We start from the raw sequence: 20,344 nt of genomic DNA on the forward strand, positions 1-20,344 counted from the left end.
GGTCCCTTGCTCAATAAAGATTAAAAATATAAGGTCCGATTGATGTGATATAAAATAAGACATAGATGCCCATGAAGTAAAAGGCGCCTGCGAATGATCCCCACTCCGGATCACGGCCTTTTTTCCAGATGATCCAGGTCATGGCACTTATGAGCAGTAATAAAATATAACTGCTTCCAGGGAAGATGAAATAGTCAGGTGCCACCTGATAAAAGTAAGCGTTCATCGCATTGCCTGTGTAACTGACCGGCATGAAAAGGAACAGGATAACAGCCACATATTCTGCCCAGCTGATTCCGTCTTTTTCAAATACGTTTGGCCTGAAAATATATAACAGGATCAGAAGGAACAGAGACGGCAGGAACCAGTAAAAGGAGGTGAGGATCGTGACAAGGCTGCTGAACATCATCAGCACACCGTTGTTCACCGCTTCTCTCACCGATCTTTTTGTCCAGCTGGTGCTTTCTGACACCACTTGCTTATCCTGGGAGGCACCGTATAGTTCATATGTACCACCATCATAATTCAGCCAAACCATGGATTGGCCTGTCAGTTGAACAGGGTAATATGTGACATGCTTGGTTGTGCTGACAGGGGATGCTTCTAACTGATTTTCATTTTGATAAGGTGCCACATACAGGCGGATCGAGCTGTTATCCCCGATCTGCTGGCCTTCAGACGTGAACATGACAGCATCGGTTCCGTTTGCGTCCACGAATTGGACACTGGACGGGCTCATGAGCTTCTCACCGCTGGAATGGTTGATGAATTCCATCTTTTCCCCGGCAAGGAGCTTTGCACCCACTTCATCTAGTGGTGCCTGAACCTTATACACACTGTAAGAAAGTGCTCCCTGGGTCCTTGATTTCTCATTATAAAAGAGGACGAGATGCCCATCCGCTTCTTTAAACGTCAGCCCTTCTGTTTTCTTATTCGGGGCCGTGTTGATGAGTAGAAAAGGATTTTTGCTGATTTGCTGATCACTGTTCATATAGTGCACAAAGTCATGGCTGTCGTCCTTTTTCACCTGAATGACGGAACTTCCATCTTCATTGATGTGAATATCGGAAATGTCAGAACTGAATTGGTGGACTTCATTTGAGGTTCCGTCTTTCAGTCTGTATTCATACAGCCTTGCACCTTTCCAATAAAAGACGTGGTCTGGTCCTGTCCCTAATCCCGTGATGCCTTCAGCGAGTATGTTATCTCGTTTATTGGTTGTCAGAGTAAGATTCCCATCCCTGTAGTATATGACGTCCTTCCCGTCCGTCCAATAAGGGTAGCCCCTTGTGATTTTCGTATCGATGACATCGTCTTTTGAAACCTTCATCTGATCATTGATTGACAGGGCATGGATCTCCCCTTCACTCGACACATACAGCGCTCCATTTTGAGCAAACACCTGAGGTTTTTCTTCCGATGTGAAAGCAAGCGGGAGCGAACGGCTCCAACCTTCCTGCGGGAGTTCTTTTACCAGGAAAAGCTGGTGAATGAACAATGCAGCAACAAATAGGAGCATCACTCCTATCGGTATTCCGATCATTTTTATTTTTTCTCTCATCTGGATCCCCCTATTGCGAAATATTAGACTTCTGAATTTTAGCACAATTCAGGGTATTTTTCACCATTTTCTTCCACATAAGAGAATTGCTATCTATGATTATATCATTGAGTTTGATTTTTGTAACTATTTGTCACTTTGTGTCGTAATGAGGTTAACTTAATTAGTTGAAGAGGAACGAAAGAACCCATAATAAAAGCTGTTTTCGTACACATTGTGGCTTTTAAACAAGCGAGATGCGGTTGATTTCCGCTCCAGATGCTCGCTTTCCGCGGGGATGGCGGTGAGCCTCCTCGGACTTCGTCGAGGCCACTGATAATATGCCGATTATAAAAATTTAATGAGTGTTTTAGAACAAAAAAAGAGTGGATCTTGGGATTTCTATCCCAAGATCCACTCTTTTCCTTTGTTTATTCTTACTTTTTGTCATTTATTAGTTTTATGATTCGTTTGATATTTACCGCGAAGATGGAAGTGGCGCCTTGTATTTGCATACCTAATAGACCCGCGGCGTGGGCTTTATTGTACCCGTGTCTATTTTTAAGTTCACTATTCTTAGCTTCTATTTTATATCGGGAACGTGCGAGTTCTTTGAACTCTTCAGAATGTTGGAAGCTCTCGTGCTCCGAATGTTCCTTTGACTTAATGGTCAGAGAGTAGCTCTTTGTCTTCGCCCCTTCTGTGTAACACCCCTCTCGTATCGGACACTTTTTACATTTTTCTATGTCCCAATAGAACTTAATTCTTGTGTTGCGATTTTTATCTCTCTTTTTAATGTGCCCGTCGTTTTTAGACAAATGGCCTGCCGGGCACATATATCGCCCTGCATCTTTATTATAAATAAATTTGTCGTCTTTTCTTGTGCCATTGGTTATAAGTGGATGTAGCTTAGAAACGAGCTTGAATTTTTCTTTATTGGCATAAATGATGTTCTCTTTTCGAGAGTAAGCTGTGTCACCAATAACCGCCTCAATTTCCACCCCGTTGTTTTTCGTTTTTCCAATTAAGTCTGGAAGATAGTTACCATCCGATTTTTCGCCTGAAGTAATAATGGCCGCAGTGATAATTCTTTCATCCGAAAGGGCAAGATGGGTCTTATACCCAAGGAAAGAATGGTCTTCAGATTTGTGTCCGACTCTCGCATCTGGATCTGTTGAAAAAATGGGTATTATGTTTACTATCTTCAACAGCTTCTTTTAATACGTTCATTTTTTCCTTCACGGAAGGTACTTTAGCGATTGTTGGAGTTTGTTCAATCACGGACACTAACTGTTCGGTGTACGCGAGCTCTTCTTGGAAGCCCCCACCGACTGGTTTACTGGGGAAGTGTTCTTTCATCTTTTCATCATATTCGAAAATTGTCTTACGAAGCTTTTTGGACAGTTCTTGTAAGTGTTGGGTAGCTGACTTAGCGTTATAGCGGGAAGTGGAATGGGTGGCGTCTATGATAATAGATTTTCCTAATAAAAGATTGTGTTCAAGTGCTATTTCAACGGTCTTCCCGATTAATAAATCAAGTAAATTCATATCCTTAATACGCAACCGGCGGAATTTAGTAAGAGAACTTGGATCAATAACTGGATCCTCTGGGGCCATATCGAGGAAATACTTAAATGACAGATCGTATTGAGCGCGTTCGACAACATCGACATCTGATAAGTTATAAAACACTTTAAGTAAGAGATATTTGAACATACGAATGGGTGGTATGGCGTTTCGGCCATGATCGATACTATAATTCGTTTTCAGTTCGTCCAAGATAAACGAGAAATCAACCAGTTCTTTCGTTTGTCTAAGTAGGTTATCTTTTGGGACGACAAGGTTGTATAGCTCGTTGTAAGGACTTAAAATAAACTCTTCTTGTTTTGATAACATTAAGAACACCACCTATTCACTAATGTTTTCATTATAAAATAAAACAGTTATACATGCTTCATAAAAATGAAGCATGTATAACTGTAAAAAGACTTTTTCAGTGGCCTCGACTTCGTCCTGCGGGGTCTCACCTGTCCATCAGTCCCCGCAGGAGTCGAGCATCTTCCGCTCCAATCAACCATCCAAGATAAAAACCAAAAATTACGGAATTAACTGCTTATTCATCTTCTAAATAGTAGTGATAAACTTAATTCAAGTACATTCCCCTTGATTCATTGATTTATTACGCAGTCTCAAATTACTGAAGCTACAATGCTCACATTAACATCTAATAATAGCAACAATCTATGCGAAAAGAGCCTAAAAAAAGCCGACAACCACTTCAACAGGTCGTCAGCTAACTTTCAAAATGAGATTTATTTTGTTTTTAATTTATCCAACATATCTGCAGTCATCTTGGCCAGGTCGTATTCTGCCTTGAAGCCCCATTCGTTCATGGCTGCGCTGGAGTCGATCGCGTTTGGCCAGCTTTCTGCTATGCCCTGGCGCACTGGGTCTACGGCATAGTCCAGACTGAAGTCCGGCTGGTGGACACGGATCGCTTGTGCGACATCCTCAGGTGCCACGCTCATCGCAGACACGTTGAAGGAGTTGCGGTGCTCAAGCTTGGAACCGTCTGCTTCCATCAAGTCGATGATGGCATTGAGGGCATCCGGCATATACATCATATCCATGTACGTCCCTTCACCGATATAAGAAGTATAGTGATTATTTTTAATCGCTTCATAGTAGATTTCAACTGCATAATCAGTCGTCCCGCCGCCTGGCAGCGTTTCATATGAAATCAATCCAGGGAAGCGAAGGCCTCTCGTATCCACACCGAATTTCGTGAAATAGTAATCAGACAGAAGCTCACCAGACACTTTATTTACACCGTACATCGTCGTCGGGCGCATGATTGTATCCTGTGGCGTCTCATTTTTAGGCGTTGACGGACCAAATGCCCCGATAGAACTTGGCGTGAAGAATTGGCAATCAAGTTCCCGTGACGTTTCAAGGGCATTCACGAGACCACCCATGTTTAGATTCCAGGCAAGCAGCGGCTTGGCTTCTGCCGTCGCCGATAATAGAGCCGCCAGGTGAATGACCGTATCGACATTGTTCGTTTTCGCGATATCAAACATTCTCTCACCGTCTGTCACATCAAGCTGTTCAAAAGGGCCATTCTTGACGACCGGACTGTCCGTCTCACGGATATCCGTCGCGATCACATTGTCTGTTCCGTATACATCACGGAGCTTATTGGTGAGCTCAGAACCGATTTGTCCAAGTGCACCCGTTACTAAAATTCTTTTCATCGTCTTTCCTCCTGCATTTCCCTTTGGTGTTGAATCACACAGACAGGGCTGGCCCGTTCAGGCAGCCCCATTCTTGTTTCTGGCAAAACTTAAATGATGCCCATTTCTTTTCCGACTTTCTCATACGCTGCGATCGCCTGATCCAGCATTTCCTTCGTATGCGCAGCCGAAGGCATATTTCTTACACGGCCTGTTCCCCGTGGCACCGTTGGGAACACGATTGATTTCGCATAAACCCTTTCTTCATACAGGCGTTTACTGAAATTCTGTGTTGCCTGCTCTTCTCCGATGATGACAGGTGTGATAGGCGTTTCACTGTTTCCGATATCAAATCCGAGCTCTGTCAGTTTCTCTTTCAGATAGCGGCTGTTTTCCCACATATTATCCTGAAGTTCAGTCGAGTTCATGATAAGATCAAGCGCTTCTGTACAAGCCGTCACATCTGCCGGCGTCAATGAAGTAGAGAATAGGAATGGACGTGAACGGACCTTCAGCCAGTCGATCAGATTCTGCGTTCCTGCAACATATCCTCCGACAACACCGATCGCTTTCGATAACGTACCCATTTGGAAATCGACTTTATCAGCAAGTCCGAAGTGCTTGACCGTCCCTGCACCTTTTCCAAGGACACCTGAACCGTGGGCATCATCCACATACGTCATGATGTCGAACTCTTCTGCGATCTCAACGATTTCCGGAAGTTTACACACATCTCCGTCCATTGAGAACACACCGTCAGTGATGATCATGATTTTCTTGTAAAGGCCCGATTCCTTCGCTTCTTTCGCTTTTGCACGAAGATCTTCCATATCCGAGTGACCAAAGCGGATGATCTTCGCTTTGGATAAACGGCATCCGTCAATGATCGACGCATGGTTCAGCTCATCAGAAAGGATCGCATCATGCTTGTCCATCACCGCTGAAATGGCCGCCATATTGCAGTTGAACCCAGATTGATACGCAATCGCTGCTTCTGTTCCCTTAAACTTCGCAAGCTTTTCCTCAAGCTTCACATGAAGATCAAGCGTCCCGTTGATCGTACGGACCGCACCAGCGCCGACGCCGTACTCCTTCACTGCTTCGATCGCTACTTTCTTCAAGCGCTCATCTGTCGCAAGCCCAAGATAGTTATTGGAAGAAAGGTTCACAAGTTTCTTTCCATTAATCGTAATCACAGGTCCATTCGCACCTTGCAATGGATCGATTTCATTGTATAAACCACGTGATTTTAAATCTTCAAGATTTTCTTGTAAAAAATGATCTAATGTCTTACTTGTCATGTACTCGTCCTCCCGTTATGTAAGCGTTTAAAAACAAATGTCCACTCCAAAAACACAATATTTATCCGTTGTTTCTTAGTATTTTCTCATCATTATTCTGCTTCTTAGTTTAACATGTTTTTTCGTGATGGACAAAAATTATCTTCGCATTCAGCACATATATTAGTGTACCCGATAATCGAAAAAAACTTCAGGCGAGTCAGCCCTGTGGAAACTGTCATAAATAATCCACAAAGTTTGTGAAATGATGAGCAATCTTGTATTACAATAAAAATATAAATAAAAAGTAGGTGACATCATGTCTGTACTCGAACTCATCACATCCTTGACTCCGGTCTTGGCCGTTCTCATTTTTCTTATCATTCTGCGTTTACCCGCTTCGATTGCAATGCCGATCAGTTTCTTCATGACGGTCCTGCTCAGCCTTGTGATTTGGAAAATTCCATTTGTTGAAATCAGCGCTGCGACAATCGAAGGGATGATCATCGCCTTCACGATCCTTTGGATTGTATTCGGCGCCATCCTGTTACTCAATACATTGCAAAACAGCGGTGCAATGGAAACGATCCGAAATGGATTCTCTGTGATTTCCCCTGACCGCCGCGTTCAGGTCATCATCATTGCATGGCTTTTCGGATCATTCATTGAAGGGGCTGCCGGCTTCGGAACGCCCGCTGCACTCGCAGCCCCATTGCTCGTTGCGCTCGGTTTCCCGCCACTTGCTGCCGTGTCGCTCGCCCTGATTGCCGATAGCAGCGCCGTCTCTTTCGGCGCTGTCGGGACCCCCGTCATGGTAGGGATCGATCAGGGCCTCCGGCAGGGCGGGGCTCTAGCGACTAAAGTTGAGCAGGCGGTCGGCAACCAGCCGATGATCGACTATTTAAGTGAGGTGGCCGCCCAGGCCGTGAGCATTGATTTATTCGTAGGCAGCTTGATCCCTCTCTTACTCGTGACGATGCTGACCCGTTTCTTCGGCCGTAACCGTTCATGGAAAGAAGGACTTGCATTATGGAAATTCTCTCTCTTTGCAGGGTTCTCGTTTACACTCCCGGCGTTGCTTGTAGCCCTTTTTCTCGGCCCTGAATTCCCTTCAATCATAGGAGGGCTCGCCGGCTTGCTGATCGTGATACCGGCTGCGAGGAAAGGTTTCTTATTACCGGATGAAGCGTGGGATTTTGAAAGTGAGGAGGCAACAAGGGCAGAATCCGTTCCTGGCAAAGCAATGCCGATCTGGTTGGCCTGGGTCCCGTACTTGCTTGTAGCAATCTTCCTAGTGATGACCCGTCTTGATATATTGCCGGTAAAAGCATGGCTCAAAAGTGTGACAGTCCGGTGGGAGCATATTCTGGGGACCGAAATTTCCACCCAGTTCGAGCCTCTTTACCTTCCGGGTACCATCTTTATTCTTGTCGTAATGATGACAATCTTCATCCATAAGATGAACAAGAATGAAATCAAGAAAACCTTCCATCAATCATTTCTCACGATCCAAGGAAGTATCGTTTCATTGATGGCCGCCGTGCCGATGGTGAGAATCTTCATTAACTCCAGCGTGAATGAAAGTGGATTGGTCAGTATGCCGATGGAACTTGCAACACTCGTTTCAGGCCTGGTCGGGGAAGGCTGGCCCTTCGTCGCCCCACTTATCGGCGCACTCGGCTCATTCATTTCAGGGAGCGCCACATTCAGTAATATGATGTTCTCCCTCTTCCAGTTCAGTGTGGCAGAACAGATCGGCGTCGATCCGCAAACCGTATTATCCCTGCAGGTCCTCGGGGCAAATGCCGGAAACATGGTATGCGTCCTGAACGTAGTGGCCGCCGCTTCCGTTGTGCATCTGAGCGGAAAAGAAGGCCAGATCATCCGGACCACGATCGTACCGATGATGCTTTATGTACTCTTATCCGGGATGATCGGGGCAGCTGTCCTTTACGTGTTTCAATAAGAAAAAAAGAAAATCCGGACGGTTCGAAAACCAGTGGTGGTCTTCGAATTGTCCGGATTTATGTTGGGGATATGTAAGATCCCGCCGGCGGGTGTCACCTTCCCCGCACGGTGCATTACTTCACCACGGCAGCTTGCCGATTCAGATGCTTCAAACCTTCCCTCTTGCTCAAAGGGGCGAGCTCCTCTGTTTCGATAAAATGCTTCACTGATTCAGGGTCGGTTTTGGAATATTCTCTCAGCACCCAGCCGATCGCTTTCTGTATAAAGAATTCCTTTGATTTGTTATGCATGAGGATATACCTGAATAACCGGTCTTTATCCGTATTGCCCTTGTATTTCAGCTGGTGCAGAATCGCGGTCCGGTTCAGCCACATATTCCCGGAGTGAATCCATTTTTCTAAATAGGCATCGTCTTCCTCCGATTGATAAATCTTCCCTACGTGATTGGAAGCAATGTGGTCAATTGTATCCCACCACGACTTCGTGACAATCATCTCCTCCAATAGCGGCAGATGTTCCTTCGTTAAATACCTTGCCTGTTTATCCAGAAGGGCGAGGGCGACATACTGGCACTCCCTTTCCGGCTGAGCCCATAGGTCCCGTACAATGGACGGACATTCTTCAATCGAAGGTTTGCCGTGTTCTTTCAGAAATACTTTCAGCAGTTCCTTCCGTTCAGGTGACTTAATCCCGAAAAACTGAAACTGATCCTTTAAATAAGCCGACATCGCTCCCTGGTTTTCAATATGTTCATGTTCTTTCAATACGGCAATGATTTTATCTGCATATTCATGACTCATTTTCTCGTTCCTCCTTCTCGCGGACGTAATAAATATAGTCTGTTGAAACGCCTTTTTCACCCAACTGCCAGAGCATGGCGGAGATATTCCCCCGGTGATACGTACCGTGATTGACGATATGGTACAGAATTTCTTCTGTAGCATTTTCGAAGGCTTCTCCATCTGACGTTTGATATAAGATGTCCCCACCTTCATACTCCCACTCGGCGATTTCACGATGCAATTTTTGAAAATACTTTTTGCATTCTGATGCAGTTGAAAACCGATCCACTTCCAACGGCCTCTCTTGTTTCCTCAATCGTGAAAACCAAAGGGCATCCACTTCATATTGGTGATAAAGCGTCCGTTCAATCGAAGGGAACACGCTTTGAATCTCAGCATGAAAGACGGAATCCTCCAGCGAATCCAAATGATCGAGCAACTTATCGGTTGCCCATAGATGGTAACCCAATTTATGATCCAAACAAATCCTCTCCTGTCTGTGGGGCTCTTTTCATACTTCTGTCTTTGGAGGGAGAAAACCTTTTTTTATTTATGAGAGGAGTTTGGGTTCCTTTTCATAAAAAAATCGATCAAAATGAGAGCATTTTGAACGGTAGGACAGGAAAACGGGGAAAAGAAGCCTGGTTGAAAGGGTACAGTCAGGCAAAACGTCTGTCCCAACAGCATTTATGAGCCGGTTTTCACTATTTATGATCCACTTTTTTCATATATGAGCCGGCTTCCGGATTTATAATCTGGGATCCTGAAATATGATCCCCTTTCCAATTTTATGATCTTTTTGTCGAAAAATCTCCAGCAGCTGTCATAAAAAAAGACAACCCTTAGCTTGCCAAAGGATTGTCTCTTTTCGTCATTTGCCTCATCAGGAAGAAATGCAGCAGTTTTTTGCTTTGCGGCAGTGAAACACCAACGATCGATCCGAGTCCGAGGGCAATGAGGACCGTTCCGATCCCGACCGGCCCTCCGAGCAGCCAGCCAAAGAAGAAAACAATGACTTCCATGCCGTTACGCACCCATTGGATTTTCCAGCCTGTCTTTTCAACGACTAGCAGCATGAGGCTGTCCCGCGGTCCTGCTCCCAGATTTGCTGATACATACAGACCAATCCCATAGCCGATTACGACGACCCCGGCAGCAAACACGACGATTTGTGCCCATAAAGTGTGGGGATCCGGCAGTAAGTAATTGAATACATCTATGAAAATACCGATTAACAACATATTGATAAACGCGCCGGCTTTCGGGAATGATCGGGTCCCGACACCTGTCACGAACAAGATGATAAATCCTACAATGATGGACCAGGTGCCGATGGTCAGTCCAAGCTGCTTGAACAATCCATAATGAAACACGTCCCAAGGTCCGATTCCAAGATCCTTTCCTTTGATCGTCAAGCTAATGCCAAATGACAGCACCAGAAGGCCCACAAAGAAAAACGACCAGCGTAATACCTTTTCTCTATTCATGAAAATCCCTACCTATACCATAGTCAGTTCATTTTATTACCCGGATAACTGTATCACAGAATCCACGACAAAAAAATTTCATAAAACCTATGGGGTTGGTGGGGTTAACAGCCTGGTAAAAATGTATCTTCCCACCAGGCTTTACATAGAGAAATCAACCTCAACCTTCCTCAACAAGCTCAATGATTTCCCCTTCAGGTCCAAAGAAAAAGGCGACCTTCCATCCATTTTCAAGAAGGAGCGGACCTTCGACAGGCAGCAGCCCCTTACTTTTCAAGACCTCAAGCTCATATTCCAGGTTCTCTACACTCAAGGCAATATGAACAAAAGTCCGTCCCGTTCCCCTTTCTTCTCCCGCTTCTTCTATCAGCTCAAGCCGGAAATCTTCTTTTTTCAGAAAAAGGATACTTTCGCATCCCCATTCCAGGTACATTTCTTCCTCGAATCCAAAATAGGTTTGATAGAATGCCTTGGACTGTTCCAGACTTTTGACATTCATGCCAATGTGATGCAATTTCATTTTAAATCTCCTTACCTTCTTCAAAGTCCCTACAGTGTATAAGACCCGCCATCAGCCTGCATCATCTATTGGAAGGCAAAGAAGGTACGGAATTAGAAGGAGTCTTCTCTCAGTCTTTTGATGTAGTTTTTACAAAAACACGAACATTACTACTAGAAATTAATTTTATATTCGTGTTACAATCAAATTGAGCAAACATAAATGAAGCAGTGACTGGCGAAAACGTGGAATCAACCACAAGGGAGCTGCGAATCGTACGAAATTGAAGCCATTAGCCGTTCGCCTGGGCAGAAGGCAAGGGGGAACCCTTGTCTTTTTTTACTATAATCAGGAGGGATTGCAGTGGAACCACTAGTATTAGACGGGAAACTTGTAGCATCTGAGGTAAAAGAAAGCCTGAAGTCGAGGGTCGCTGAATTAAAAGAGAAGGGCATCACCCCTTGTCTCGCGACAGTGCTTGTCGGGGACGATCCGTCGTCTGCCACGTATGTCAAAATGAAAGGGAATGCCTGTGGGAAAATCGGGATGGAATCAAGAAGGATCCACCTCCCGAAAGAAACGACAACGGAGGAACTGCTTGATATCATCAACGAGCTGAATGAGGATACTTCGGTCCATGGGATTCTCTTACAGCACCCTGTTCCCGACCATATCGATGAGCGGGCGGCTTTTGAAGCCATCTCCATAGAAAAAGATGTGGACGGGGTCACAAGTCAGGGCTTCGGTCAAAACTCATTGGGATTCGGTGAATATCCATCCTGCACGCCGGCTGCGATCATGAGCATCATCGATTATTATGGTGTATCCCTTGAAGGGAAGCATGCCGTCGTGGTTGGAAGAAGCCCGATCCTCGGAAAGCCGGTTTCGATGATGTTATTGAACCGGAACGCCACGGTCACGACATGTCATTCGTATACAGAGGATCTACCTGCCATGCTCGCACATGCCGATATCGTCGTCGCAGCTGTCGGGAAGCCGAACTTCATCAAAGGTGACTGGTTAAAAGAAGGAGCTGTCGTCCTGGATGCCGGCTACAACAAAGGCAATGTCGGTGACGTCGACTATGAAGCATGCTACGAAAAGGCAAGCGCCATCACCCCTGTTCCCGGCGGTGTGGGCCCTGTCACCATCTCCATGCTGCTAAAACAGACCGTCGATTCTGCCGAGAAATACGGAACTGCATAATGAATCATCTGATGAGACTGACTCCATGACGGGTCAGTCTTTTTTGTTATCGGACTTATTTTTTCTTGATCACGGGGAGAGAATGATAGGGAAGCGAAAGATAAAGGAGCGTTATCATGGACTTTCAATCTGACAAAGCTTTTCCCGGCACACCTGAACCCTATTGGCGGGAAACCGCCGCACTGCCCTCTTTCAAGAAACTTGATCAGAATATTAAACCGGATGTCACCGTGGTCGGCGGCGGGATCGCAGGCATGACGACTGCATACCTGCTTGCCAAAGGCGGGAAAAAGGTGGCCCTTATTGAAGCCGGCCGTCTTTTGAACGGAACAACGGGGCATACCACAGCTAAAATTTCTGCACAGCACGGATTGATCTACGATGAACTCATCCACCATTTCGGGGAGGAATTTGCAAGGAAGTATTATCGATCTCAAACGAAAGCCCTACAATTCATCAAGGAAACAGTCGAAACCCTTCACATCGATTGTCACTTTTCACATGAAGATTCCTATATCTACTCGACGTCGGACCATTATGCCAAAAAGGTCGCAAAGGAATACGAAGCTTATCAAAAGCTCGGGATCAACGGGGAGCTTGTCAACGAATTGCCTATCGACATGCCCATCAATAATGCCGTCGTGATGAAAGATCAGGCTCAGTTTCATCCCCTGAAATACTTAAAGGCCTTGATTGATGCATATACATCAATGGGCGGTCAGATCTTCGAAGGGACGGCGGCCAAAACTATCAATGAAGGGAACAGCACCCAGGTCGTGACAGCAGACGGCTACCATCTGGACAGTGAGTATGCGGTCATATGCACCCACTTTCCTTTTTACGATGGAATGGGCTTCTATTTCACGAAGATGCACGCTGAACGGTCGTACATCCTTGGGGTCAAAGCGAAGAACACCTTCCCGGGAGGCATGTACTTAAGTGCCGAAGATCCTGTCCGTTCGCTGCGCGCTGCCATCGGTCAGAGTGGAGAGGAACTCATCCTGATCGGAGGGGAAAAGCACAAGGCCGGCCAAGGAAGAGATACAACCGAACACTATGATGCCCTGAAAGCATTCGGGGAAGAAGTGATCGGCGTGGAGGAAGTCCGTTACCGATGGTCTGCCCAGGACCTGATCACATTGGATAAAGTCCCTTACATCGGAAAATTGACGGAGAAACATTCTTCAATCTTTGTGGCAACAGGATTCAATAAATGGGGCATGACCTCAGGCACGCTTGCCGGGCAAATCCTCTCTGACCAGATCCTTGGAAATCATCATATTTACGCCGACCTGTATACCCCATCCAGGTTTACGGCAGATCCAAGCATCAAACATTTCATTATGGAAAACACGAATGTTGCCGTTGAATTCATATCAGGAAAGTTGCAGATTCCAACCATGAAGCCAGGAGAGCTTAAGAAGGGGGAAGGCGCAATCGTCAACCATAAAGGGCGACGCTGTGGGGGCTACAGGGATGAAGCCGGAAAACTTCACCTCGTCGATGCCACCTGCACCCACCTCGGCTGCGAAACAGAATGGAACCACGGAGACCACACATGGGACTGCCCATGCCACGGCTCCCGCTTCTCCATCGACGGCACCGTCCTTGAAGGCCCTGCCAAGGAACCACTCCCAACCTTCAATGGAGGGACGGACCTCTGATCAACTCGTGTCGAATATAGCCGGGGAAATAACCGGACCATACAAGGATAATGACATATTTTGTCGCTTTCCCTTTGAGAATATTTCCTGACATTCTCCCCACACTATAAATGCTTCAGTGACTAAATCAGGGAAGGATGATATCGATGGGTCGCACTAAAAAAGGCAACCGCAATGCCCAAAGCAATACGAATGCGAAAAAAGGAAATCGTACGAGCTCTGAATTGGTGGAGTTCACAACCGGGCAGGAAAACACGAAGAAGAACCGCCCGCAGGATTAGCCACCATAGCAGGACCCGAACTGAAAGACTAACCTTTACAAGCAAGGTTAGTCTTTTTTCATGAGTTATGAAGAGGAATCAACGGCCATACCCCGAATATGTAAGGGAAAGGGGGTATACATATGAATGATCACATGCTTTTTCAACAGATGGATTTTATCCGCCAGCGGACCATCGCGGCACTGGATACGACGACGGAAGCACATGCAGACGAGATACCTTCAGGATTCAGGAATTCGATCCGATGGAACCTGGGGCATATCCTTTTATCTCATGAGAACCTTGTTTACTCTTTCGCAGGGGAAAACGAACAGAAATCTCTTCCGCCAACGTATGATGAGCTGTTCAGTTTCAACACAAGTCCTGAAACATGGGGCACGCTTGTCCCTCCATCTTTGGCGGAACTGAGGGAACATCTTGAGGCACAGCCGAAGCGCCTGAGGGAAACATTCTCCGGCCGCCTTGATGAGACCGGGGAGAAACCGTTTGTGCTTGGCGGCAACACGACATTCACCACGATCGGTGAAGTGCTGTCATTCGCCAACTGGCACGAAGGACTGCACCAGGGGACCATCACGTCCATCAAAAGGGTCCAAGGCATTGAAGACCTTTGGTCCAAGACTGAAAGGTAAAAAAGAGATATGGCGCTCCGCCATGTCTCTTACGTTCCACGAAATAAAAGCAAAAAATCCCCGTATCCTTCTTCTTCGAGCTTCTCTTTCGGGATGAATCTCAATGCGGCAGAGTTGATGCAATACCTCAGACCCTTTGGTCCCGGTCCGTCGGTAAAGACATGGCCGAGATGGGAATCCGCTTCCCTGCTTCTCACTTCCACCCGGGTGGAGCGGTGGGAAAGGTCATATCGCTCGTTTACGCTTGCATCCATCACCGGCTTTGTAAAGCTTGGCCAGCCACAGCCGCTGTCATATTGATCCCTGGAAGTAAATATCGGCTCTCCTGATACAATATCCACATATATTCCTTCCCGGGTATTATCCCAATACTCATTTTCATAGGGAGGCTCGGTCCCGTTTTCCTGGGTGACGAAGTATTGCAGATCTGACAGCTGTTTCTTTAAATAAGACCGGTCTTTCGGCCAATACTTCTTCAGAAAATCTTCCCTGCTCCTCTTGTAGAGAGCATAACGGAAGGCGTTTTTCCTATGAAATTCCTGGTGATACTCTTCGGCACGGTAGAACGGTCTTGCCGGCAGGATTTCTGTCACAATCGGATCCGTGAACTTTCCGCTCTCTTCAAGCAGTTCCTTCGATCTTTCAGCCAGCTCCCTTTGATGATCATTGTGATAGAAAATGGCGGTCCGGTAAGAACTTCCCCGATCCTTGAACTGCCCACCGGGATCGGTCGGGTCGATCTGCCTCCAGTACAGGTCAAGTAGCTGTTCATACGGGAATATGCCCGGATCGAACGTGATCTGCACCGCTTCATAATGGCCACTTTCTCCAGAAACCACTTCTTTATATGACGGGTTCTCCGTCGATCCTCCGGTGTAACCGGATACGACCGACTTGATCCCCTCCTGATCTTCAAACGGCTCCACCATACACCAGAAACAGCCGCCTGCAAATATTGCGGTCTCAACATTTTTCATTTCACTTCACCCCTCAAAATAGAGATGATAATGATTTTGGCAGCCCGGGTTGAAGGATGCCTGGCAGTGGGGACAGACCGATTGGCAATTCATATATTGTAAAATCGTCAACTCGCCCTTGCATGCGCCGCAAAGAATCGCTTTTGCGTTCCATTCATCAGCCGACCACAGCACGGGGGCATGGTCAGCCACTTCATCATGGCAGGCATGGCAAGGGTAGTACGTGTCACAGCATTTAAATTTAATGGCAATGATATCTGCCTTTGTCCGATAATGCTTGCATCTTGTTTCCGAATCCACTTCGACACCAGATACCGGGATCATCTTTTCAGTCATGGAAATCCTCCCTTTTGAAAGCATACAGTCCGTTTTCGATCTTCTTGTATGATATTCCTGCTAAAACGGGATCGAATCATCTATCTGTACTATACAATGAATGATCACGGAATGGGAGGGGGAAGATTCTTCAAGTGACCTTAAAAGGACAAAGGTCCGTCCCCCATCAGGAGACAGACCTTTCCTTAGTTGATATGTTCGGTGATGCCAGTCAGATCTTTGTACACATAATCAGGTTTCACGCCCAGTTCATCCATTACCTTATCCTGTCGGTTGATCCAGGCTGTGTTGAATCCGAAGTTTGCGGCTCCTGCAATATCCCATGGATTCGACGACATGAACAGCACTTCCTCCCTTTTGACGCCAAGCTCCTTCAGCACCAGCTGGTAAGACATCGGTGTCGGCTTGAACTGCTTCACTTCATTCACTGTCAGCACCCTATCCAGTAAGTGAGAAAACGGGGACTGATCCACTAGTGGTGAAAGCATGTCAGGGGAGCCATTTGAAAAAATCGCTGTTTGATATGATTGAAGCCGGTCCAATACACTTTCCACTTCATCATAGTGAGTGAGCTTTAAATACGCCTCTAATAATACCTTTTCCTTTTCATCAGTAAGATCAACTTCCGCTTGGACACAAGCATAGTGAAGAGCATCCTTCGTGATGGAGAAGAACGTCGCATACGTACCCATCAGCTGACGGAGAAAGCTGTACTCCAGCTGCTTCTGACGCCACACCTGACTGATTTCCTCCCCTTTATCGGGGAACAATTCATTGCATTTTTCAATCACGGAATGGACATCGAATAACGTCCCGTACGCATCAAACACAAACGCTTTTATATTGAGTTTAGACATACAGATCCTCCTCACAGATTCTTTTAAATATAATAGACTCTTTTTCAAAAATTAAACTTTTTTCTGCCGGTTTGCAGGCAGGCGAATTCTTTTTCATCCTTGGAGCTTTATGGTATATTCCCTTCGAGTATCTAAATATATACAGGAGGTGATCAAGCATGGCTGAAGACCAACATTCCTCTTCCCATACGAGGACGATCCTTTTCTTAAGCCTGACGATCTGGCTTGTGGTCATGAATACGACGATGTTCAACGTCGCACTGCCGAATGTCTTAAAAGATTTCTCACTGAAACCGTCTGAGGGCGCATGGATTGTATCGGGCTACTCGATTGTCCTTGCCATATGCACCATCACTTATACCCGCCTGGCTGATTATATACCGATTAAACGATTGCTGATCCTCGGTATTTCTATTTTCGGTCTTGCTTCTTTTACCGGATTCTTCGCCGATTCTTTCGCATGGCTTCTGGTCTCACGTCTTTTGCAAGCGGCTGGGGCAGCAGCGATTCCAGGTTTGTCAATGGTGTTTGCCGGACGGTTCATCCCTATGCATAGAAGGGGCCGGGCACTCGCCATGATCGCTTCAGCTTCATCCCTTGGATTTGGGTTGGGACCGGTTGTCGGCGGGGTGATTACCGATCATTTCAATTGGAATTATTTATTTTTAATCACATTGTGTGTCCTTGGAATGATCCCGGTGCTCTACCGGATCCTGCCGGACGAAGGAACAAAGAAAGGATATTTCGATGTGTGGGGAGGGTTGTTGACCGGAATCGGGATTACGTTTTTCCTACTCTTCATCTCTACCTATCAATGGATTTATTTCGCAGGAGCGGTCATCTCACTCGGTGGATTATGGTTCCGCATCCATCGCATTGAAATCCCCTTCATACAGCCGGCTTTGATTCGGAATAAAGGATACAGACAGCTTCTCTATATGAGCTTCCTTGGATTCGCCACCCACTTCTCCATCTTGATCGTCATGCCGCTTATGCTGCAGCATGTTTTCGGCAAGAATCCTACCGCCGTCGGATTCATCATTTTTCCGGGTGCGATGCTGTCTGCGGTGGCTGCCATCTATGTGGGAAGGCTGATCGACCACTACGGGAATATCAGGGTGATGTTTCTCGCCCATATCCTTCTCATCGTGTCGACGATTTTATTCTACCTCCTGTCACCGCAAAGTGAATACATGATCATGGCTGCGTACATGTTTACAAGTTTCGGATTTTCGAGTCTTTCATCGAGCTCCACAAACGAAGTGTCACGGATCATGCCGAAAGAATTGACGGCTTCCGGAATCGGAATGAAACAGCTCATCCACTTCGTCGGCAGCGCATCAGGCTCTGTCCTAGGCGGCATCATAGTCGAATCAGGGGGTGCAGACTTCCCGGTAAGCTCCTTTCAGCATACCTTCCTGGTCCTCATCCTCTTGATGATCCTGTCACTCATTCTCCTGTTTACCTATCAACAGCGGATCAAATACGATTGATTTGAACGCCAGGCAGCTTTCTGCCCGGCGTTTTTTTCATGGCAGGATTCTCCCCTTACCAATATGGGTATAGTAAGAGAAAAACAGTAGAACAGGGGAATGAACTTGAATACTAAGAGAAAATGGTATAAGAAGAAACGCTGGTGGATTGGAGGTGCCGTCATCCTGATCCTCGCAATCGTCATGACCTATCACAGGGTCAAGCCGCTGCCGCCGGGCATCTCCTACGCAGGACATACTTATGAGATCCCGGAAAAGGACGTGGATTTCCTTTATGATCTTACCTATCAAAAGGACGGAAAAGAGATATATGATCAGTCCATCTTTGATGAAGTATACAGCACGATCGAAAACGCCGAGGATTTCCTCATCCTGGACTTATTCCTAGTGAACGGCTACACAAAGGGAGACCGGGATTACCCGCAAATCAGTGAAACCTTATCCCGAAAGATCAAAGAACAAATGAAAAAGAATCCTGAGCTGAAAGTGGTCTTTATCAGTGATGAAATCAATACAACCTACAACTCGCATATGGCGAGACAAATTGAACCGTTGAGAAAACTCGGTGCCGAAGTTGTCTTCACTGACCTTAACCGCCTCAGGGACCCTAACATCCTTTATTCCGGCGTCTGGCGTAGTATGCTTGGCTGGTTCGGACAGGACGGCTATGGATGGCTGCCGAATCCATTGGCCCCATCTGCCCCCAAAGTCACAATGAGGTCCTACTTGAAGCTATTGAATATCAAAGCTAACCACCGGAAAATCGTCATCACGGAAAATGAAGGGCTTATCCTTTCTGCGAATCCCCATGATGCCAGTGGATTTCACTCAAATATCGGATTTAAGGTGAAAGGGGAAATTTTGAAAGATATGGTCAAGGCAGAAAAAGCTGTCGCCAGGTTCTCAGGCGGAAATCTTGATGCTTTCCCGACAGAGCAGGAATTGGACGAAACCATCACGACACTCTCTCCCGGCAAGTCTTCGGTTAAAGCACAGATCCTGACCGAGCGGGAAATCCAAAAAGGGGTGGTCGATGCACTCGATCATGCCAAAAAAGGGGACGAAGCCTGGATCGGGATGTTCTACCTCGCTGACCGGGATATCATTGACGCAATAGAAGATGCGGCTGGGCGGGGCGTAGACATTCGCATGGTGCTCGATCCCAATCAAAATGCGTTCGGACAGCAGAAAATCGGCCTGCCGAACCTCCCGATCGCAGCCGAACTCCGAAAGCTCGAGAGTGACCAAATCACCATCAGATGGTATCACACGAACAAAGAGCAGTATCATACGAAGCTCATCTATGTGAAAGGCGCTGAAGAAAGCACCGTGATCGGCGGATCCGGTAATTACACATCCAGGAATATGGATGATTATAACCTGGAAGAAAACCTCAAGCTCACAGCACCTGCCGACAGTGAAACCATGAATGAAATAGACACCTATTTCAAACGAATCTGGAACAATGAAGACGGGACGTACACGGTTGAATATGAGGAGTATCAAGATAAACTTCCGGCATTCAAATATATCATGTACATCCTCCAGAAAATTTTCCAAGTGACTACGTATTAGGTTTTGATTCCTCAAAAACGGGGAAATCACCTTATAACAACATACAAAATCAATTATGGAGGTAAGAAAAATGGGTATTATTTTATATTTGATTGTCGGAGGAATCATCGGCTGGTTAGCTGGACTTATCCTTGGTAAAGACGTGCCAGGCGGCGTCATCGGGAATATCGTCGCCGGGATCATCGGTGCCTGGATCGGAGGAGAACTCCTTGGAAGCTTCGGCCCATCCCTTGCAGGCATCGCCATCATCCCGGCGTTGATCGGAGCCATCATCTTCGTCTTCCTATTAAGCCTGCTGCTAAGAGGAATGAGAAAAACTTCTCATTAATAGAACAATAAGGCCGGGACAAAAGAGTGCCCGCCAATGAAAAATCCGAGCGAAGTTGAGAATTTACTTCGTTCGGATTTTTTGTGCTTTATAGAAGTTCGTATTTTGAATAAAAGGCCTTAGTGATGTCCCCGCCCCTTTTTTTGCACACAAAAAGAACAGCCATTCATCGGCTGTTCTTTTTAATACGTCATCGATTTCTTATG

Annotated in this window: 18 protein-coding genes, 1 pseudogene and 1 riboswitch; of the genes and pseudogenes, 8 read left to right on the forward strand and 11 right to left on the reverse strand. The window is 46.3% G+C overall.

What is annotated here, in order from left to right:
• Window positions 1–10 precede the first annotated feature (10 nt).
• The 4 genes and pseudogenes from KH172YL63_RS21050 to KH172YL63_RS21065 all read right to left on the reverse strand — a co-directional run bounded on the left by KH172YL63_RS21050 (window position 11) and on the right by KH172YL63_RS21065 (window position 6,074).
• Entirely contained in the window at window positions 11–1,561 is a 1,551-nt protein-coding gene (locus KH172YL63_RS21050; RefSeq protein WP_173107909.1) for a hypothetical protein, read from the reverse strand.
• 416 nt (window positions 1,562–1,977) lie between these two features.
• Window positions 1,978–3,436 (reverse strand): annotated as a pseudogene (locus KH172YL63_RS21055) (IS1182 family transposase).
• Window positions 3,437–3,852: 416 nt separating this feature from the next.
• On the reverse strand, window positions 3,853–4,794 hold the full coding sequence (locus tag KH172YL63_RS21060; RefSeq protein WP_173107910.1) for an L-threonine 3-dehydrogenase: 942 nt from the start codon (window positions 4,792–4,794) through the stop codon (window positions 3,853–3,855).
• 89 nt (window positions 4,795–4,883) lie between these two features.
• Window positions 4,884–6,074 (reverse strand): glycine C-acetyltransferase, encoded by a 1,191-nt coding sequence (locus KH172YL63_RS21065; protein ID WP_173107911.1) that lies wholly within the window; start codon window positions 6,072–6,074, stop codon window positions 4,884–4,886.
• Window positions 6,075–6,372: 298 nt separating this feature from the next.
• Between KH172YL63_RS21065 and KH172YL63_RS21070 the strand changes: the two genes are divergently transcribed.
• Window positions 6,373–8,019, forward strand: coding sequence for an L-lactate permease (locus KH172YL63_RS21070; RefSeq protein ID WP_173107912.1), 1,647 nt, complete (start codon window positions 6,373–6,375; stop codon window positions 8,017–8,019).
• A gap of 115 nt (window positions 8,020–8,134) precedes the next feature.
• On the opposite strand, the gene KH172YL63_RS21075 is transcribed toward KH172YL63_RS21070, so the two are convergent.
• From KH172YL63_RS21075 to KH172YL63_RS21090, 4 genes are all read right to left on the reverse strand, one after another.
• Window positions 8,135–8,821, reverse strand: a complete 687-nt coding sequence (locus KH172YL63_RS21075; protein WP_173107913.1) for a DNA alkylation repair protein — start codon at window positions 8,819–8,821, stop codon at window positions 8,135–8,137.
• Window positions 8,811–9,284 carry a DinB family protein gene (locus KH172YL63_RS21080; RefSeq protein WP_173107914.1) on the reverse strand — a complete coding sequence of 158 codons (474 nt, stop codon included), beginning with the start codon at window positions 9,282–9,284 and terminating at the stop codon, window positions 8,811–8,813. The genes KH172YL63_RS21075 and KH172YL63_RS21080 overlap by 11 nt, the downstream gene beginning before the upstream one ends.
• A gap of 361 nt (window positions 9,285–9,645) precedes the next feature.
• Entirely contained in the window at window positions 9,646–10,290 is a 645-nt protein-coding gene (locus KH172YL63_RS21085; protein WP_173107915.1) for a YczE/YyaS/YitT family protein, read from the reverse strand.
• A 160-nt stretch (window positions 10,291–10,450) separates the two neighbouring features.
• On the reverse strand, window positions 10,451–10,810 hold the full coding sequence (locus KH172YL63_RS21090) for a VOC family protein (protein WP_173107916.1): 360 nt from the start codon (window positions 10,808–10,810) through the stop codon (window positions 10,451–10,453).
• 199 nt (window positions 10,811–11,009) lie between these two features.
• Window positions 11,010–11,106: riboswitch (ZMP/ZTP riboswitch) on the forward strand.
• 46 nt (window positions 11,107–11,152) lie between these two features.
• Here KH172YL63_RS21090 and KH172YL63_RS21095 point away from each other — a divergent pair.
• The 4 genes from KH172YL63_RS21095 (at window position 11,153) to KH172YL63_RS21105 (ending at window position 14,572) form a co-directional block, all read left to right on the forward strand.
• Window positions 11,153–11,995, forward strand: coding sequence for a bifunctional 5,10-methylenetetrahydrofolate dehydrogenase/5,10-methenyltetrahydrofolate cyclohydrolase (locus KH172YL63_RS21095; RefSeq protein ID WP_173107917.1), 843 nt, complete (start codon window positions 11,153–11,155; stop codon window positions 11,993–11,995).
• A 116-nt stretch (window positions 11,996–12,111) separates the two neighbouring features.
• A complete protein-coding gene (locus KH172YL63_RS21100) occupies window positions 12,112–13,659 on the forward strand; it encodes an FAD-dependent oxidoreductase (RefSeq protein ID WP_173107918.1) in 1,548 nt (515 codons plus the stop codon).
• Between the two features lie 146 nt (window positions 13,660–13,805).
• On the forward strand, window positions 13,806–13,940 hold the full coding sequence (locus tag KH172YL63_RS21790) for a hypothetical protein (protein ID WP_269475179.1): 135 nt from the start codon (window positions 13,806–13,808) through the stop codon (window positions 13,938–13,940).
• 122 nt (window positions 13,941–14,062) lie between these two features.
• Complete coding sequence (locus KH172YL63_RS21105; protein ID WP_173107919.1) at window positions 14,063–14,572, forward strand: DinB family protein; 510 nt, start codon at window positions 14,063–14,065, stop codon at window positions 14,570–14,572.
• A 29-nt stretch (window positions 14,573–14,601) separates the two neighbouring features.
• Here KH172YL63_RS21105 and msrB read toward each other — a convergent pair whose 3' ends face one another.
• The 3 genes from msrB to KH172YL63_RS21120 all read right to left on the reverse strand — a co-directional run bounded on the left by msrB (window position 14,602) and on the right by KH172YL63_RS21120 (window position 16,742).
• On the reverse strand, window positions 14,602–15,549 hold the full coding sequence (msrB, locus tag KH172YL63_RS21110; protein ID WP_173107920.1) for a peptide-methionine (R)-S-oxide reductase MsrB: 948 nt from the start codon (window positions 15,547–15,549) through the stop codon (window positions 14,602–14,604).
• 6 nt (window positions 15,550–15,555) lie between these two features.
• Window positions 15,556–15,885 (reverse strand): CHY zinc finger protein, encoded by a 330-nt coding sequence (locus KH172YL63_RS21115; protein WP_232066076.1) that lies wholly within the window; start codon window positions 15,883–15,885, stop codon window positions 15,556–15,558.
• A 185-nt stretch (window positions 15,886–16,070) separates the two neighbouring features.
• A complete protein-coding gene (locus tag KH172YL63_RS21120; RefSeq protein ID WP_173107921.1) occupies window positions 16,071–16,742 on the reverse strand; it encodes a haloacid dehalogenase type II in 672 nt (223 codons plus the stop codon).
• Window positions 16,743–16,900: 158 nt separating this feature from the next.
• Between KH172YL63_RS21120 and KH172YL63_RS21125 the strand changes: the two genes are divergently transcribed.
• From KH172YL63_RS21125 to KH172YL63_RS21135, 3 genes are all read left to right on the forward strand, one after another.
• The gene (locus KH172YL63_RS21125) at window positions 16,901–18,235 is read left to right on the forward strand and encodes an MFS transporter (protein WP_173107922.1); all 1,335 of its coding nucleotides are present in this window, start codon (window positions 16,901–16,903) and stop codon (window positions 18,233–18,235) included.
• A 105-nt stretch (window positions 18,236–18,340) separates the two neighbouring features.
• The gene (locus KH172YL63_RS21130; protein ID WP_232066077.1) at window positions 18,341–19,810 is read left to right on the forward strand and encodes a phospholipase D family protein; all 1,470 of its coding nucleotides are present in this window, start codon (window positions 18,341–18,343) and stop codon (window positions 19,808–19,810) included.
• Between the two features lie 70 nt (window positions 19,811–19,880).
• Window positions 19,881–20,138 (forward strand): GlsB/YeaQ/YmgE family stress response membrane protein, encoded by a 258-nt coding sequence (locus tag KH172YL63_RS21135; RefSeq protein WP_173107924.1) that lies wholly within the window; start codon window positions 19,881–19,883, stop codon window positions 20,136–20,138.
• Window positions 20,139–20,344 lie beyond the last annotated feature (206 nt).

It is taken from the genome of Bacillus sp. KH172YL63 (genome assembly GCF_011398925.1).
Classification (GTDB): domain Bacteria; phylum Bacillota; class Bacilli; order Bacillales; family Bacillaceae_B; genus Rossellomorea.